We start from the raw sequence: 15,811 nt of genomic DNA on the forward strand, positions 1-15,811 counted from the left end.
CCGCGCCGATGTCCTATGCGTCACTCGCCACCGGCGTCCTGCTCGCCGGCGGCCTTGGTCAACGCTTCGACCCGAGCGGCCTGCACAGCAAGCTGCTCGCCCGACTTCCCGACGGCACGCCGGTTGCGGTCGCCGCGGCCCGCCATCTCGCGGCAGCCACGGCCGACGTGATCGCCGTCGTGCGTCCCGGTGCCGAAAAACTCGCGATGCTGCTGAACGAAGCCGGCTGTCAGGTCGTCTACGCGCCCGACGCGGTGCGCGGCATGGGCGCGAGCCTCGCGGCCGGCGTGCGCGCGACACCCGACGCGAACGGCTGGCTCGTCGCGCTCGGCGACATGCCGTGGATCGCGGCGTCCACCTACGAAAGCGTCACACGCGCACTCGACGCCGACGACGCGTCGATCGTCGCACCCGCGCATCGCGGCGCGCGCGGCCATCCGGTCGGGTTCGCCGCGCACCACTTCGATGCGCTCGCCGCCCTCGACGGCGACACCGGCGCCCGCGCGCTGTTCGCCAGTGCACCGGTCAGGCTGCTCGACGTCGACGATCCGGGCATCGTGCGCGACGTCGATACGCCCGCGGATCTGCGCTGACGCCGATCCCGCCCCGCACGCGGAGCGGCGCATGGCCCGCTCCTGCGCAGCAGGTGTCGGCACGAAAACCGCGCCCGCGCGGATTGCCCCGACGACAGGCGCCCCACCGCGACAATCCCGCTGCAAATGCACGCCCGATTGCCTATAACGGAGACGAGGCGCCCCCGCCGCGCCACCGCCGTCACGCACTGCGCGAGTTCTCCATGACCGATCACACGACCCCGACGCCCGAGCCACCGGCCGACCCGAACCGCGACCCGGAAGACGACCCGCTGTCGTCGCCGCCCGGCCATCACGACAACCCGCAGCAACCGGACGGGCCACCGAGCAAGGATCCGGTCTAGCCGCCGGGCGGCCGCGCCGGGCATTCTCCGTGCATTCGCCACGGGTTCCGGTCATGCGGCGCCCGCGCATGACGCTGCCTAACGCGCGGTATACCCGCCGTCGATCGGCAGCGATACGCCGCTGACCATCGACGCCGCATCGCTCAGCAGGAACAGGATCGGCTCGACGACCTCGTCCGGCTCCGCGAATCGCCCGAGCGGGATCGCGGCCAGCATCGGCGCACGCTTTTCCGGATCGCTCCACGCGAACTGCGCCATCGGCGTGAGGGTGACCGTCGGGTTCACACTGTTCACACGAATACCGTGCGGCCCGAGTTCGATGCACAGCACGCGCGTGATCGCGTCCATCGCCGCCTTCGACGCGCAATAGCCCAGATGCGCGGGCAGGCCGACGAGCGCGGCCTGGCTCGATACGTTGACGATGCTGCCCCGCGCCTGCGCTGCGCCACGTCCGTCGCGCGCGATCATCTTCCGCGCGACGGCCCGTGCGACGAGCGCCGCGCCGCGCGCGTTGACCGCCATCACGCGATCGAAATGCGCGGCGCTCACGTCGAGCGCCGATTCGAGCGACGCGATCCCCGCGCAATTCACGAGGCCGTCGAACGCGTCGTGCGCGGCGAGCGCCGCGTCGATCGCGTGTTCGTCGCCACCGACATCGACGCGCAACGTCTCGCACGCAGCCTCGCCGGCCAGTGCGTCGAGCGCGGCCATGTCGCGCCCCGCCGCGACGACCCGCGCGCCCGCCCGCGCCAGCGCGACCGCGCACGCGCGCCCGATCCCGCTCGACGCCCCCGTGACGAGCACCCGCGAACCGCCGAAATCGAATCGACTTTTCATGATGGCGTGTGCAACCCGTGCATGATCGGTGCGAGCGCCGGATACAGCGCCGTATAGAGCGCAAAGCGCGCCGCATAGGCGGCCGCGCGTTCGGCATCAGGCCGCGCGCGCTCGACGAGCGTGACCCATCCGCCTTGCGCATCCTCGTGCGACACGAGCCCCACCCCGACTCCCGCGAGCAGGGCCGCCCCCATCGCGGCTTCGACGTCCTGCTCGATCGTCCACACCGGGAAACCCGTCACATCCGCGATGATCTGCATCCACAGCGCCGAATGCGCGGCCCCGCCCACGACGATCAGCCGGTCGTCGAGCGCGGCCGCGCCGCGTCGGCCGGCCTCGATGTTGTGCCGCAACGCGAATGCGACGCCTTCGAGCACCGCGCGATACAGGTGCGCGCGCGTGTGCGCGAGACTCAGCCCGACGAATGCGCCGCTTGCCTTCGCGTCCCACACCGGGCTGCGTTCGCCCATCAGGTACGGCAGGAACAGCACGCCATCGGCCCCCGGCGGCACGCTTTCGGCCGCCGCCTCGAGCAACACGTGCGGATCGCCGTGCGGCAGCAGGCGTGCCGCATCGATCTCCGCGTGACAGAACTGGTCGCGAAACCACGCGACCGACGCGCCTGCCGTGATCGCGCCGCCGAACACGTACAGGTCGCGCTGCCCGTCGAACACGTGCGGCATGCTGACGAGCCCGTGCCGCGCATCGACGTGCCGGCTCACGTAACCCCAGCACATGCTGGTGCCGATCATCGCGACATGCTGCCCCGCGCGCGTCGCGCCGGCCGCGAAGGTCGCGACGGCCGCATCGACGCCGCCCGCGACGACGGGCGTGCCGGCCGGCAGCCCGAGCGGCTCCGTCCATTGCGACAGCAGGCCGCCGACGACGTCCGTCGATTCGACGAGCCGCTCGGGCATCATCGTCGCCGGGATGCCGAGCATGTCGAGCGCATCGTCGGACCATTCGCGGCGCGCGACGTCGTACACGCCGCCGATGTTGCCGGCCGAGCTGTGATCGACCGCGACCTCGCCGGTCAGCAGGTAGATCACGTAGGCGTTCGGCGGCAGGAAGTAGCGCACGTTCGCCCACACGTCCGGCCGCTGGTCGCGCAGCCACAGCATCTTCGTGAAGCCGTAATAGCTGTCGACGCCGTTGCCCGTGATCACGCGCAGCCGATCGACGTTCACGTTCGCATTGATCCAGTCGACTTCCGCGGTCGCGCGCCGGTCCATCCAGATCAGGCACGGATGGACCGGCCGCATGTCGCTGTCGACCGGAACGCCCGAGCCCCCGTACAGGCTGCCCACGCACACCGCGCGGATCGCGTCGGCCGGCACACCCTGCGCACGCGCATCGCTCACGCAGCCGGCGATGCATTCGAGCACGGCGTCGAACCACACCTGCGGCCATTGCTCGGCCCACAGCGGGCGCGGCGTATCGGGCTGGTAGCCGGCCGAGCGCCGCGCGACGATCGTTCCGTGCCGGTCGACGAGCAGCGCCTTGGTGCTCTGCGTGCCGATGTCCACGCCTATGACGTATTCCATGATGTCTCCGGTAAGGCGCACGCCGGCCGTCAGCGGGCCGGCTTCAGCAGCACCTTGATCGATTCGGGCGATTTCGCGACGCGGATCGCGTCGCCCCACTCCTCGAGCGCGAAATCGTGCGTGACGATGCCTTTCGACGTGACGAGCCCGCGCGCAAGCAGGTCGATCGCGACCGGGTAGCAGTATGGCCCCAGGTGCGCGCCGCGCACGTCGAGCTCCTTGCGGTCGCCGATGATCGACCAGTCGACGGTCGCATCCTCGCCGAACACGCTGAATTCGACGAAGCGGCCGAGCTTGCGGATCAGGTCGAGCCCCTGGCTCACGCCGACCGGCGCGCCGGTCGTCTCGATGTAGACGTCGCAGCCGTAGCCGTCGGTGAGCGACCTGACGATCGCGCGCGCATCGTCGCGCTTCGGGTTGATCGTCACGTCGGCGCCGTACTGCCGCGCGAGTTCGAGCCGCTCGTCGATCAGGTCGATCACGACGAGTTTCTTCGGCGTCTTCAGGTGCGCGACCTGCGTCATCATCAGGCCGAGCGGGCCCGCTCCGGCGATCACGACCACATCGTCGAGCTGCAGGTCGCCGCGGTTCACCGTATGGATCGCGCACGACAGCGGCTCGATGATCGCGGCGTCTTCGAGCGACACGCCGAGCGGGATCCTGTGGACGATCGCGGTGGGCGGAATGCGCATGTATTCGGCCATCCCGCCGTCGGCGACCTCGCGCTGGAAGCCGAAGATGTTGTGCACTTCGCACATCCAGTACTGGCCCGACCGGCAATAACGGCACTTGCCGCACGGCACGATCTGCTCGGCGATCACGCGGTCGCCCAACGCCACGCCGAAATGCTCGGCCGCGCCGTCGCCGAGCGCTTCGACATGGCCGAAAAATTCATGGCCGGGAATCACGGGCGCCTTCACCCACGGGCTCGGGCCGCCCCAGAACATCTTCGCGCCCGTATAGCACTTGCAGTCGCTCGCGCAAATCCCGCACGCGGCGATGCGGATCACGAGCTCGTTCGTGCCGGGGCGCGGCTTCGCGACCTGTTCGACGCGATAGTCCTCGGGGCCGTGGCAGACGACCGCGGTCATCCGCGGCTGGGCTTCGGGTGTCGTCATGAGTTGTCTCTTTCGTTGATGATTCGGATGCCTGATCGATCGCACGTTACCGCGACCGTTCGCGGCTGATGTAGATCGCGAGCAGGATGATTCCGCCCTTGATCACGTTCTGCACATACGGGTTCACGCCGATCATGTTCAGCCCGTTGTTGAGCACGCCGAGCAGCAACGCGCCGACCAGCGTGCCGAGGATCGCGCCGCGCCCGCCCGAGATCGACGTGCCGCCCATCACGACGGCCGCGATCGCGTCGAGCTCGAAGCCCACGCCGGCGTTCGGCTGCCCGCTCATCAGCCGGCCCGTCAGCACGATTGCGGCGAGCGCCGACGTTAGCCCGGCGAGCGTGTAGACGATCAGCTTCACGCGCGCCACGCGCACGCCGGTGAGCCGCGTCGCCTGCTCGTTGCCGCCGATCGCATACACGTAGCGGCCGAACGGCATCCGGTCGAGCAGCAGCCACGCGATTGCATAGACCACCAGCATGATCAGTACCGGCGCCTGAATGCCGAACACCTTGCCGCTGCCGAAGAACGCGACCCAGTCGGGCAGACCGTCGATCGGATAGCCGCCCGTGTAGATCAGTGCCAGGCCGCGCGCGATGCCCATCGTCGCGAGCGTGACGATGATCGGCGGCATCCCCGCGAACGCGACGAACAGGCCGTTCAGGAAGCCGAACCCGAGGCCGACCGCGATGCCGATCGCGAGCGCGGCCACCGCGTTCACGCCGGCCACCATCAGCCCGGCCGCGAGCGTGCCCGACAGCGCCATCACCGAGCCGACCGACAGGTCGATCCCGCCGGTCAGGATCACGCAGGTCATGCCCACCGCGATGATCGCGTTGATCGACACCTGGCGCAGCACGTTCTCCAGGTTCGCGGCGGACAGGAAGCTCGGGCTCGCGATCATCATCGCGATGCACACGACGATCAGGCCGACGAGCGGATAGAACAGCGTCGAGCGTCGCAACTGCGCCCACATCGCGCGCGGCGGCGGTGCGTCGCCGTTTCCGGCGGCAGCCGCGAGGGTCGGGGAAGACGGGGAAGAAGAATCAGGCAGGTTCATGGGTCGCTCCTCGCGTGCCGGCCGTGGCATAGGTCATGACCGTGTCGGGATCGATCTCGTCGCCTTCGAGCGTCGCCTCGATGCGCCCCTGCCGGAACACGGCGACGCGATCGCACATGCCGACGATCTCCGGCAGCTCGGACGAGATCATGATGATGGCGTAGCCGCGCGCGGTGAGTTCGCGCATCAGCCCGTAGATTTCGGCTTTCGCGCCGACGTCGATGCCGCGCGTCGGCTCGTCGAAGATCAGCACCGACGTGTGATGGTTAAGCCAGCGCGCGATCACGACCTTCTGCTGGTTGCCGCCGGACAGCGTCGCGACCTCGGTATGGATCGACGGCGCCTTCACGCCGACGCGCCGCATCACGTCGTGCGTCGCGCGCGCCTCGCCGCGGCGGTCGATCAGCCAGCGCATCGACCGGTACTTGCCGAGGTTGTTCAGCGAGATGTTGTCGCGAATCGAGAACGACGTGACGAGCCCTTCCGTCTTGCGGCTTTCCGGCAGGATGCCGATGCCCGCGCGCAACGCGTCAGCCGGATCGGCGAGCGTCGCCGCCGTGCCGCGCACGCGCACGTCCTTGCGATGCGCACGCGTCGCGCCGATCACCGCGAGCGCGGTTTCGGTGCGGCCCGAGCCGACCAGCCCGGCGAAGCCGAGAATCTCGCCCGCATGCAGCGCGAAACGGTTCACGGGGCCGTCGCGCTCGATCTGCAGCGCATCGACCTCCAGTACCCGCGGCGCATCCGCCGCGCGCGCCGGCTTCGGCGGAAAACTGCTCTCGATCCGCCGCCCGACCATCATCCGCACCAGCTGCTCGACGTCGGTGCGCACGACGTCGGTCGTCGCAACGTACTGGCCGTCGCGCAGCACCGTGATGCGGTCGCACACCGCGAAGATTTCCTCGAGATGATGCGAGATGAAGATCATCGCGACGCCCTGCCGCTTCAGCTCGCGCATGATCGCAAACAGGTGCGCGGCCTCGGCCGGCGTAAGCGTGGCGGTCGGTTCGTCGAGGATCAGGATGCGCGCGTCGAGCGACAGCGCCTTGCCGATCTCGACGAACTGCTGCTGCGCGACCGACAGCGCACGGATCGGCGCATCGAGATCGATCGCGACGCCGAGCCGCGCGAAGATGCCGGCCGCCGCGCGACGCATCCGCTTGCGGTCGCGTGCGCCCCAGCGGTTGCGCAGCTCGCGGCCGAGGAACAGGTTGTCGACGGCATCGAGATGCGGGATCAGGCTGAATTCCTGGAACACGATGCCGACGCCGGCCGCGACCGCGTCGTGATAGTCCGCGAAATGGCGCAGCGCGCCGTCGATCTCGATCGTGCCGGTATCCGGCCGATGAATGCCGCACAGGATCTTCATCAGCGTCGACTTGCCCGCGCCGTTCTCGCCGAGCAGCGCATGGATCTCGCCGCGCGCGATCTCCAGATCGATGTCGGACAGCGCCTTCACGCCGGGAAAGCTTTTCGTGATGTGGCTGAGCCTGAGTATCGTGTCCATCGGCTTCTCCGTGCGAAGGGCGTCGGCCGCGCCGCCGCCCTTCGCATTGCACGTCGTTCACCAGCTGAAGCCCTTCGCGTTGCCGCGGTCGACCACCTTCACGTCGACCGGGATCGCCTTCGGCACCGTCGCGCCCCACTTGCGCGCAATCGCGATGCCGAGCGCGATACGCACCTGGTCGGCCGGGAACTGCGCGGTCGTCTCGATGAACTTCGAATTCGGCTTCTGGATCGCGGCGATCGCCTCGGGCGCGCCGTCGACGCTCGTCAGCTTGATGTCCTTGCCCGAGCTCTCGATCGCGGCGAGCGCGCCCATCGCGCCGCCGTCGTTCACGCTGAAGACGCCCTTCAGCTTCGGGTGCGCGGAGATCAGGTTCTCGGTCACCGACAGCGCGGTCGCGCGCTCCTGCTTGCCGTTCTGCGTGTCGACCAGCTTCACGTTCGGGTATTTCGCGAGCCCCGCCTTGCAGCCGCGCACGCGTTCGAGAATCGGCACGACCGGAATGCCGTCGAGGATCGCCACCTCGCCGCTGCCGCCGATCGCTTTCGCGAGGTAGTCGCACGACATCACGCCCGCGTCGTAGTTCTTCGAGCCGACGAACGAATCGACCGGGCCGTTCGCGTTCGCATCGACGGCCACGACCACCGCGCCGGCCTTCTTCGCCTGCGTGATCGCCGACTGGATGCCGGTCGAATCGGTCGGGTTCACGAGCAGGATGTCGATCTTCTTCTGCAGCATGTCCTCGACGTCGCTCACCTGCTTGCTGACGTCGTGATGCGCGTCGGTGACGACGACCTGCGCACCGATCGACGCGGCCGCGTCGTTCAGCGCCTTCTGCATCGTCACGAAATACGGGTTGTTGAGCTCCTGGAACGTCATGCCGATCCGCAGCGGTGCGGCCTGCACGGCGGCGGGCAGCCAGACCGCGGCGGCGAGCGCGGCAACCGCCGCCAGGCGGGCGGCGCGACGGGGAGATGAGGCGGGCGATGCAGGCGTCATGACGGTGTCTCCGGTTGTATGAGGCTTTTTCGTGGGTGAGCAAGCCCCTCGCGACGCGGGCGGCGCGATCGGCTGGGTGAAACGGCGTGGAAAACTCGGGCGGGCGGCGGCCCGGCGATCATCCGGGCTGCGGGGCGAGTTCGGGCGCGCCGGGCGTCACGACGCGCGGCGGCAGCGGATTGCCGGTGGGCGCCGCGTGCAGCGCCAGTTCACGGCTGCGCGCGTTCAGGCGCTGCAGTGCGCGGAATTCGGACGGCGCCATCCCCTTCACCGCGCGGAACTGGCGGTTGAAGTTCGACACGTTGTTGAAGCCGGCCTGGAAGCAGATATCGGTGATGTTCGCGTCGTCGGCGAGCAGCAGCTGGCACGCGGATTCGATCCGCAGGCGATTCACGTACTGGACGAACGGCATGCCCGTCTGGCGATGAAACGCGCGCGAGAACGCGCTGACGCTCTGCCCGGTCAGTTGCGCGAGATCGGATTCGCGCAGCTCGGACGCGAGGTTCTTGCCGATGTACGACAGCGCATGGCTGAGCCGCGTCGGCGTGACATCGGCCTGGTCGTACGCGGGGCTCGCGAGCAGCGTGCGTTCGGCCGCCCCGCACAGCCGTTCGAGGATCGTCATGAACAGCGCGATGCGGCGCATGCCGCGCGCGGCCAGCAGTTCGTCGAACAGCGGCGCGATCGCGGCGCTGGTCGCCGCGTCGAAGCCGACCCCGCGCCGCGCATCGTCGAGCAACGCCTGCGCGTCGCGGCATTCGGGAAACGCGTCCATGCAGCGGCGCACGAATACCGGATCGAACTGGATCACGAGGTTGCGGCGTTCGACGGTTTCGCCTTCGGCCATGTCGCTGACCCAGTTGTGCGGCAGGTTCGGGCCGAGCAGCACGAGATGGCCGGGGCCGAACGAGCCGATGTGGTCGCCGACGAAATACTTGCCGCGCGTCGCGACGATCAGGTGCAGTTCGAATTCGGGATGGAAGTGCCAGCGGATCGTGCGATACGGATAACCGTGCGACCAGACCTTGAACGACTCGTCGCGTCGCACTTCGACCACTTCCAGATCGGGGTGCATCATGTGGGCGTCTCCATTCCCGTGTCTCGCCGGCCGGTTCGTTTTGCGCGTGCGCCGCGTATTTCACGCGGCGACGCGACCGGTCGCATGGGAAGCAATGTAGGTCGATCGAGCGCGCGGCTCCACCAACTTTACGCCTGATTTTCGATACTTTTTTGCCCATTCCGGCCGCAAATGGCGCCGGATGGCAAATTTGTGCAGTGCGGAACGGCCGCGCGGCCGCCCGCCCGGCGCTTACGCGGCCGCGTGCTCGCGCGCGGTACGCGCTTCGTACGCCTTCAGGTGGTTGTACGCGATCCGCAGCAGCGACAGCCCATCGGCCGCCTGCGGGTCGCGGCGCGCGAGCAGGTCGCCGATCACGTGATCGGCTTCGACGCGCGCATGGTTTTCGACGTCGCGCAGCATCGACGCGGTCAGCGGCGACGGCGTCAGCACCATCCGCTGCATCCGCTCGATGGCGGCCGGATCGGGCCGGTGGCCGTTGTGCTCGGCAATCGCACTGCATTCGCCGAGCATCGTCTCGAGCAGGCGGCGGCCGTCCGGCGCGGCGAGAATGTCGCCGACCGACGCGCGGAACAGCGACGTGCTCGCGGCGAGCGTCGCGAGGAACACCCATTTTTCCCACATCCGCGCGGCCACGTCGTCACTGAGCGTCGCATCGAAACCCGTGCCACCGAGCACCTCGGCCACCGCGCGCACACGCGGCGATTCGCCGCCCGCGAGTTCGCCGAACGTGACCCCGTGCGTGTCGTTGAGGTGCACGATGCGCTGCTCGCGATCGAGCGTCGCCGCGATCACGCACAGCCCGCCGAGCACCTGCGCGGCGCCGAACCGCTCGCGCAGCACGTCGAGATGGCGCATCCCGTTGAGCATGGGCAGGATCAGCGTCTGCGGGCCGACGAACGGCGCGAACGACTGAATCGCGTCGTCGAGGCTGTACGCCTTGCAGCTCAGCAGCACGAGGTCGAACGGCGCGACGCCGGCACCCGCGTCGCCCGCGCGCACGGTCTGCACGTTCGCGAGCGTCAGGTCGCCGCGCGGGCTGCGGATCAGCAGCCCGTCGCGCGCCAGCGCGGCCGCGCGGCCGTCGCGCACCAGGAACGTCACGTCGCGCCCCGCCGCGGCCAGCCGGCCGCCGAAATATCCGCCGACCGCGCCGGCCCCCACCACCAGAATCCGCATCGTTGCCTCCTTTCGGTTTCATTCGCCGCCGCGCCGCGCGCGGCGCCTATTCAATCGCCCCGACAGTATAGCGACGCCCGTTATGCATATGCATAGATACCCTTGCTCGTGTCGAAGGCATCGGCAAGGGTGCCTCATAGGGATAACCCGCCTACGGCGACGCACGTCGGGCGCCGTCAAGATACTTATCCCGTCACGCCGCCCCGGCGAGCTTCCACGACTGACCGACCACACACCATGCGCAACCTTTCCCTGAATCAGAAACTCGCCTCGATGATCGTCATCCTCTGGCTCGGCCTGCTCGTGATCGCGGGGCTCGGGGCCTGGCAGACGCGCGCATCGATGATCGCGGACCGCCGCGACCAGCTCGCGTCGCTGGTCGCGCAGGCCGCGAGCGTGACCGACCATTACTACAAGCTGTCGCAGCAGAACGCGCTGCCGGAAGCCGACGCGAAACAGAAGGCGCTCGAGGCGATCGCCGCGATGCGTTCCAGCGCCGACGGCTACATCTCCGTCAACGACTCGAAGCCCGTGATCGTGATGCATCCGATCAAGGCCGACCTCAACGGCAAGGACGTGTCGAATTTCACCGACCCGAACGGCAAGCACCTGTTCGTCGAGATCGTGAAGGCCGGCAACCTCGAAGGCGGCAAGGGCTTCGTCGAGTATCTGTGGCCGAAGCCGGGCGCCGACAAGCCGCAGGAGAAAACCAGCGCCGTGCAGCGCTTCGCGCCCTGGGACTGGTACATCGTGACCGGCATGTACATGAACGACGTGCGCACCGCCGTACTCGAAAGCGTCGGCCGCTGGCTCGCGATGACGACCGTGCTCGGCGGGATCGCGACCGCCGTGATGGTGCTGGTGCTGAAAAGCGTGCGCGCGAACCTCGGCGGCGAGCTGGAAGTGGCACTCGACGCCGCGCAGCGCATCGCGCAGGGCGACCTGACCGCGCACGTCGCCGTGAAGCACGACGATCGCGGCAGCCTGCTGCACGCGCTGCACACGATGCAAGGCGGGCTGATCGACATGGTGTCGCGCGTGCGGATGGGTACCGAGAACATCAACGTCGGCGCAAGCGAGATCGCGTCGGGCAACACCGACCTGTCGCAGCGCACCGAGGAACAGGCGGCCGCACTCGTGCAGACCGCGTCGAGCATGGACCAGATGACCGCGAACGTGAAGCAGAACGCGGACAGCGCCGCCCAGGCCGCGTCGCTCGCCGGCCAGGCCGCGCAGGTCGCGACGCGCGGCAGCGCGGTGGTCGACGACGTCGTGCGCACGATGAACGAGATCACCGACCGCTCGCACAAGATCGGCGACATCATCGGCGTGATCGACGGGATCGCGTTCCAGACCAACATCCTCGCGCTGAATGCGGCCGTCGAAGCCGCGCGCGCGGGCGAACAGGGCCGCGGCTTCGCGGTGGTCGCGGCCGAAGTCCGCTCGCTCGCGCAACGCTCGGCGACGGCGGCGAAGGAAATCAAGTCGCTGATCGTGTCGTCGAACGAGACCGTCGAGCAAGGCGCGGCGCTCGTCACGCACGCGGGCGAGACGATGGCCGAGATCGTGCAGTCGGTGCGGCGCGTGAACGAGATCCTCGACGAGATCAGTCATGCGTCGCGCGAACAGAGCGCCGGGATCGAGCAGGTCAATCGCGCGGTGGGCGAGATGGACCAGGTCACGCAGCAGAACGCCGCGCTCGTCGAAGAAGCGGCGGCCGCCGCGCATTCGCTGCGCGATCAGGCCGAGGCGCTGCGGGACGCCGTAACGCGGTTTGCGCTGCCGGCCTGACGGCGGCCGCCCGGCGCACGCTTGCTCACGCGGCGTCGCCGGGCCGTGACGCGGCGGGGCCGATGCCGAGCCCCAGCCCCGCCGCCCGCTGGACCAGCTCGACGTCGTTGTTCGCGCCGAGCTTCTTCATCGCACTGATCTTCTGCGCGCTGACCGTCTGCTTGCCCTTGCTCAGACGCTGCGCGATCGTCTTGATCGGCACCCCCGACAGATACAGGCGAATGACCTCGATCTCGCGCGCCGACAGCTTCACGGGCGCATTGCCGCGCTCGCCGGCCGCCTCGATCGCGCGCCTGACGAGCGGCGACAGGTAGCGCCCGCCGCTGTAGGCCGAATGAATGGCCGTGACGATATGGCCAACCTCGTCGAACTTGCTGACGACGCTCACGCCGTCGATCGCGAGGATCGACCCGACGATCAGCGGATTCTCGTTCGCGACCAGCACGACGACCCCGACGTTCGGACGCGTGCGCCGCAGCCAGTCGAGCAGCCCGAGGCCGTCCATCTGCACGTCCCCGCGGATCGCATAGTCGACCAGCACGACATCGCAATCGACGCCGCCGAGCGACGCGGCCAGCTCGGCCACATTCCTGCACACCGCGACGAGCTCGATCGCGCAGGCGCTGCCTGCGACCTGCTCGATGCCGGCCAGCGTCAACGGCCAGTCGTACGCGAAGACGATGCGAACGTTGAATTTCCTCATGCGTGGTTCCCGGTGGTTCATCGGCCGCGCGACGCGCAACGCGCAACGCGCACGGCCGGTTTGGCGTTGATCGGACGTTCAGGCTATTTTTAGCCTGAACGCCGATTCTATGAAGCCGCACGCGGACGGGATATCGGACGGTAACGGGATTGGTCGTCAGGGACGTAATACGAGTTTGAATTTGCGCCGGTTCGAGCGGCCGTCCCGGAGCGGCCGGCACCTGGAAACATCGGCCGGATGGCCGGCGTGGCGGGCCACACGGTCCATCCGGCCGGCCAGCAGGTAAAATCGACGCCTTTGCATGCCGCGCCGGGCCGCCGGCGGCGAGCGACGCGCCGATGCCGGCCGCGCGCCACCGCCCTGCGCCCGCGCCCGTACTCCGGTGGCCCCGCCCCGCTTTCCTCATGACCGAATCCGACCTGCAATCCGACGACACCTCCATCCACGAAGACGGCCTCTGGCGCGACAACGGCTGGACGGCCCGCATCATCAAGAACGAAGACGACGACGGCTGGGCCGTCGAAATGATCAAGGACGGCGAGTCCGAGCCCGCGCTCGTCGGGCCGTGGACCATGGGCCGCGACAAGAAGAACCCCAAACCGATGGACGCGAACGCGTTCCGCACGCTCGTGAAGACCGCGACCGAGGTGCTGATGCGCCACGAGCAGCAGCGGCGCGCGATGCTGCACAAGGAAGTGACGGTTCAGGGCGAGGACGGCCAGGATGTGTCGGTGACGCTCGACATCGTGCCGGACGAATTCGAGCCGTACGCGCAGCTCAAGGCATTCGATCCGTATGGCGAGCTGCTGGCCGAAGCCAAGGTGTCGGCCGGTTTCAAGCTCAACAAGGCCAGTGCCGAGCGCTGGGTCGCCTCGGGCTTCGAGCGGCCGGCCGCCTGATCGCGCGGCACGCCGCGCCGCGCGCTCAGGCGCCGGCGCCCTGCCGCGCGCGCTGCAGCCGGCGCGCCGCCAGCTTGCGCCGCACGAGCTGCTCGAACTGCCGCGTCGCGACCTGCGGATCGCGCGCGGCCAGCCCGAGCGCGTTGCGCGCGAGCTGGATCGGCGTCAGCACGAGGCCCCACGGCAGCCCCCACCAGCCGAACGCGGCCGACGCCAGCAACGCGACCGCCTGCTTCCTGCGGCCGCAACGCCGGCAGCACACGTGGTGCCGTGTCGCCCAGCGCGTGACGAACAGCAGCGACACGACGCGATGCGACGCATGGACATCGACCGGCCGGTCGTCGCGACGGCAGATCGGGCACGGCCCGTAACGCCAGTCGTGCACATACTCCCAGACCTTCGCGTCGGGCACCCGCTCCGCCTCGACGACGATCGGATGCGCGCGGGCGCACGCCGGACGGCAATAGCGGCGGCCGTCGATCGACCGCCCGCCGACCAGGAACGTCCTGCCGCAGTGACTGCACTCTGCCACGGTAACCTCGGATAAGCGTGATGCGCCGCATGCCGGCCGCGCGCGCATCGCCGCGCCGGCGGTCCGGACGGGCCGTTTCATGTCTTAACGGCCGACGTCGCGCGGTCTTGAGCGGCGGCGCGCCGCGGCGTATCAGCCGTGCAGCCCGTGCGCGGTCATCAGCCGATACAGCGTCGCGCGCGAGATGCCCAGCTCGGCCGCCACGTCGGCATGCTGGTGGCGGTGGCGCATCAGCGTTTCCTCGATCGCGCGCCGCTCGGCCCGCCGGCGCGTTTCGGCGAGCGTCGGCGGCTGCCGCGACGTGTACTGGTGCAGCTCGAGATCGGCGGCCGAGATCATCGGGCCGTTCGTCATCACGACCGCGAGCCGGATCCGGTTGATGAGCTCGCGCACGTTGCCCGGCCACGGATAGTTGTGGATCGCTTCGACCGCGCTCGGCATGAAGCCGCGAATCCGTTGCGCATTGTCGCCGCGATAGCGCCGCAGCACATGGTCGGCGAGCAGCATGATGTCGCGGCCGCGCACGCGCAGCGGCGGTTCGTCGATGCGCAGCACGCACAGGCGGTAGTACAGGTCCGCACGGAACCGCCCCGCCTGCATCGCGGCCTCGAGATCGACGTGGGTCGCCGACACGATCCGCACGTCCACCGGAATCGACGCGTGCCCGCCGAGGCGCTCGATCGTGCCTTCCTGCAGGAAGCGCAGCAGGCTCGCCTGGCTCTCGAACGGCATGTCGCCGATTTCATCGAGAAACAGCGTACCGCCGTGCGCGGCCTCGATACGGCCGATCTTGCGCTGGTGCGCGCCCGTGAACGCGCCGCGCTCGTGGCCGAACAGTTCGGCCTGCAGCAGCGTCGACGGAATGGCCGCGCAGTTCACGGCGACGAACGGCGCGTCGGCGCGCGACGACTGCTGGTGAATCGCCGCCGCCGTCAGCTCCTTGCCGGTGCCGGACTCACCGGCGATGAAAACGGTCGCCTCCGTATTCGCGACCTTGCGGATCGTCGCGAACAGCCGGCGCATCGCGTCGCACGAGCCGATCATCGTGCCGCCGGGGGGCGCCGCGTCGGCGTCCGGGCCGCCGTCCGCGAGCCTCAGCATCCCGTACGCATGGCCGACCAGATAGCCGATCGTCGTGTATGCAGTCGCGTTGCGCACGTAATCGAAACAGCAGTGGCGAATCAGGCGCGCGATGGCAATATCCCGCAGCCGCTCGTCGTCGGCGAACGCGAGCCAGCCGACGCGCGGGTCGCGCAGCAGCGCCTCGAACGACGTGACGTCGGGCGACGCGAAGCTGCCGAAATCGACGATGCCCGCATGCAGGCGGTTCGCCCTGACGAGATTCAGTGCGTCCGCAACGGTTTTCGCGCGCCACACGTCCCAGCCGCGCGACGCGAGACAGTCGACGAGCGCGGCGTCGTGCTGCTGCGACAGGTAGACGAGCGGCCGCGACGGCACGACATGGTTGCGCCGCACGGCAATGAACGGCGCCGTCCCCGCATCGCGTTCGAGATCCTGCGGGCCCGACACCCTGATCTGGCAGCAATAGTTCACGATAGCCTCGTGGCTTGGGTTGGTTGTCGAAACGGCCGTTGCCGGATCGCGTGGAGCGGGGCACCGTAGTCCC

Annotated in this window: 15 protein-coding genes; 4 read left to right on the plus strand and 11 right to left on the minus strand. The window is 69.0% G+C overall.

Annotated elements, in window-relative coordinates:
* Window positions 1–8 precede the first annotated feature (8 nt).
* Together FOZ70_RS10820 and FOZ70_RS10825 are read left to right on the plus strand one after the other, a co-directional pair.
* Window positions 9–593 (plus strand): nucleotidyltransferase family protein, encoded by a 585-nt coding sequence (locus FOZ70_RS10820; protein ID WP_219705870.1) that lies wholly within the window; start codon window positions 9–11, stop codon window positions 591–593.
* A 203-nt stretch (window positions 594–796) separates the two neighbouring features.
* Window positions 797–937, plus strand: a complete 141-nt coding sequence (locus tag FOZ70_RS10825; protein WP_021158153.1) for a hypothetical protein — start codon at window positions 797–799, stop codon at window positions 935–937.
* Window positions 938–1,015: 78 nt separating this feature from the next.
* Here the strand turns inward: FOZ70_RS10825 and FOZ70_RS10830 are convergent, their stop codons facing one another.
* The 8 genes from FOZ70_RS10830 to panE all read right to left on the minus strand — a co-directional run bounded on the left by FOZ70_RS10830 (window position 1,016) and on the right by panE (window position 10,259).
* Window positions 1,016–1,774 carry an SDR family oxidoreductase gene (locus FOZ70_RS10830; RefSeq protein ID WP_048023212.1) on the minus strand — a complete coding sequence of 253 codons (759 nt, stop codon included), beginning with the start codon at window positions 1,772–1,774 and terminating at the stop codon, window positions 1,016–1,018.
* The gene (locus FOZ70_RS10835) at window positions 1,771–3,318 is read right to left on the minus strand and encodes an FGGY-family carbohydrate kinase (protein ID WP_219705871.1); all 1,548 of its coding nucleotides are present in this window, start codon (window positions 3,316–3,318) and stop codon (window positions 1,771–1,773) included. Before FOZ70_RS10835 ends, FOZ70_RS10830 begins: the two co-directional genes overlap by 4 nt.
* A gap of 29 nt (window positions 3,319–3,347) precedes the next feature.
* Window positions 3,348–4,436, minus strand: a complete 1,089-nt coding sequence (locus FOZ70_RS10840; protein WP_219705872.1) for an alcohol dehydrogenase catalytic domain-containing protein — start codon at window positions 4,434–4,436, stop codon at window positions 3,348–3,350.
* Between the two features lie 46 nt (window positions 4,437–4,482).
* On the minus strand, window positions 4,483–5,496 hold the full coding sequence (locus tag FOZ70_RS10845; RefSeq protein WP_059485430.1) for an ABC transporter permease: 1,014 nt from the start codon (window positions 5,494–5,496) through the stop codon (window positions 4,483–4,485).
* Window positions 5,483–7,003, minus strand: coding sequence for a sugar ABC transporter ATP-binding protein (locus FOZ70_RS10850; protein ID WP_219705873.1), 1,521 nt, complete (start codon window positions 7,001–7,003; stop codon window positions 5,483–5,485). The genes FOZ70_RS10845 and FOZ70_RS10850 overlap by 14 nt, the downstream gene beginning before the upstream one ends.
* A 57-nt stretch (window positions 7,004–7,060) precedes the next feature.
* The gene (locus FOZ70_RS10855; protein ID WP_219705874.1) at window positions 7,061–8,002 is read right to left on the minus strand and encodes a substrate-binding domain-containing protein; all 942 of its coding nucleotides are present in this window, start codon (window positions 8,000–8,002) and stop codon (window positions 7,061–7,063) included.
* A 118-nt stretch (window positions 8,003–8,120) separates the two neighbouring features.
* Window positions 8,121–9,080, minus strand: a complete 960-nt coding sequence (locus tag FOZ70_RS10860; RefSeq protein ID WP_048023218.1) for an AraC family transcriptional regulator — start codon at window positions 9,078–9,080, stop codon at window positions 8,121–8,123.
* Window positions 9,081–9,311: 231 nt separating this feature from the next.
* A complete protein-coding gene (gene panE, locus FOZ70_RS10865) occupies window positions 9,312–10,259 on the minus strand; it encodes a 2-dehydropantoate 2-reductase (protein WP_219705875.1) in 948 nt (315 codons plus the stop codon).
* Between the two features lie 237 nt (window positions 10,260–10,496).
* Here panE and FOZ70_RS10870 point away from each other — a divergent pair, with 237 nt between their 5' ends.
* Window positions 10,497–12,050: a methyl-accepting chemotaxis protein gene (locus tag FOZ70_RS10870; protein ID WP_059492133.1), complete on the plus strand. Its 1,554-nt coding sequence runs from the start codon at window positions 10,497–10,499 to the stop codon at window positions 12,048–12,050.
* Between the two features lie 25 nt (window positions 12,051–12,075).
* Here the strand turns inward: FOZ70_RS10870 and FOZ70_RS10875 are convergent, their stop codons facing one another.
* A complete protein-coding gene (locus FOZ70_RS10875; RefSeq protein WP_059677585.1) occupies window positions 12,076–12,753 on the minus strand; it encodes a response regulator transcription factor in 678 nt (225 codons plus the stop codon).
* A gap of 404 nt (window positions 12,754–13,157) precedes the next feature.
* On the opposite strand from FOZ70_RS10875, the gene FOZ70_RS10880 reads away from it, so the two are divergent.
* Window positions 13,158–13,652, plus strand: coding sequence for a hypothetical protein (locus FOZ70_RS10880; RefSeq protein WP_059485433.1), 495 nt, complete (start codon window positions 13,158–13,160; stop codon window positions 13,650–13,652).
* Window positions 13,653–13,677: 25 nt separating this feature from the next.
* Here FOZ70_RS10880 and FOZ70_RS10885 read toward each other — a convergent pair whose 3' ends face one another.
* Complete coding sequence (locus tag FOZ70_RS10885) at window positions 13,678–14,184, minus strand: hypothetical protein (RefSeq protein ID WP_059587033.1); 507 nt, start codon at window positions 14,182–14,184, stop codon at window positions 13,678–13,680.
* Between the two features lie 132 nt (window positions 14,185–14,316).
* A complete protein-coding gene (locus tag FOZ70_RS10890; RefSeq protein ID WP_060225023.1) occupies window positions 14,317–15,714 on the minus strand; it encodes a sigma-54 dependent transcriptional regulator in 1,398 nt (465 codons plus the stop codon).
* Window positions 15,715–15,811: the final 97 nt, after the last annotated feature.

Source organism: Burkholderia sp. COPS (genome assembly GCF_019425585.1).
GTDB lineage: Bacteria > Pseudomonadota > Gammaproteobacteria > Burkholderiales > Burkholderiaceae > Burkholderia > Burkholderia cepacia.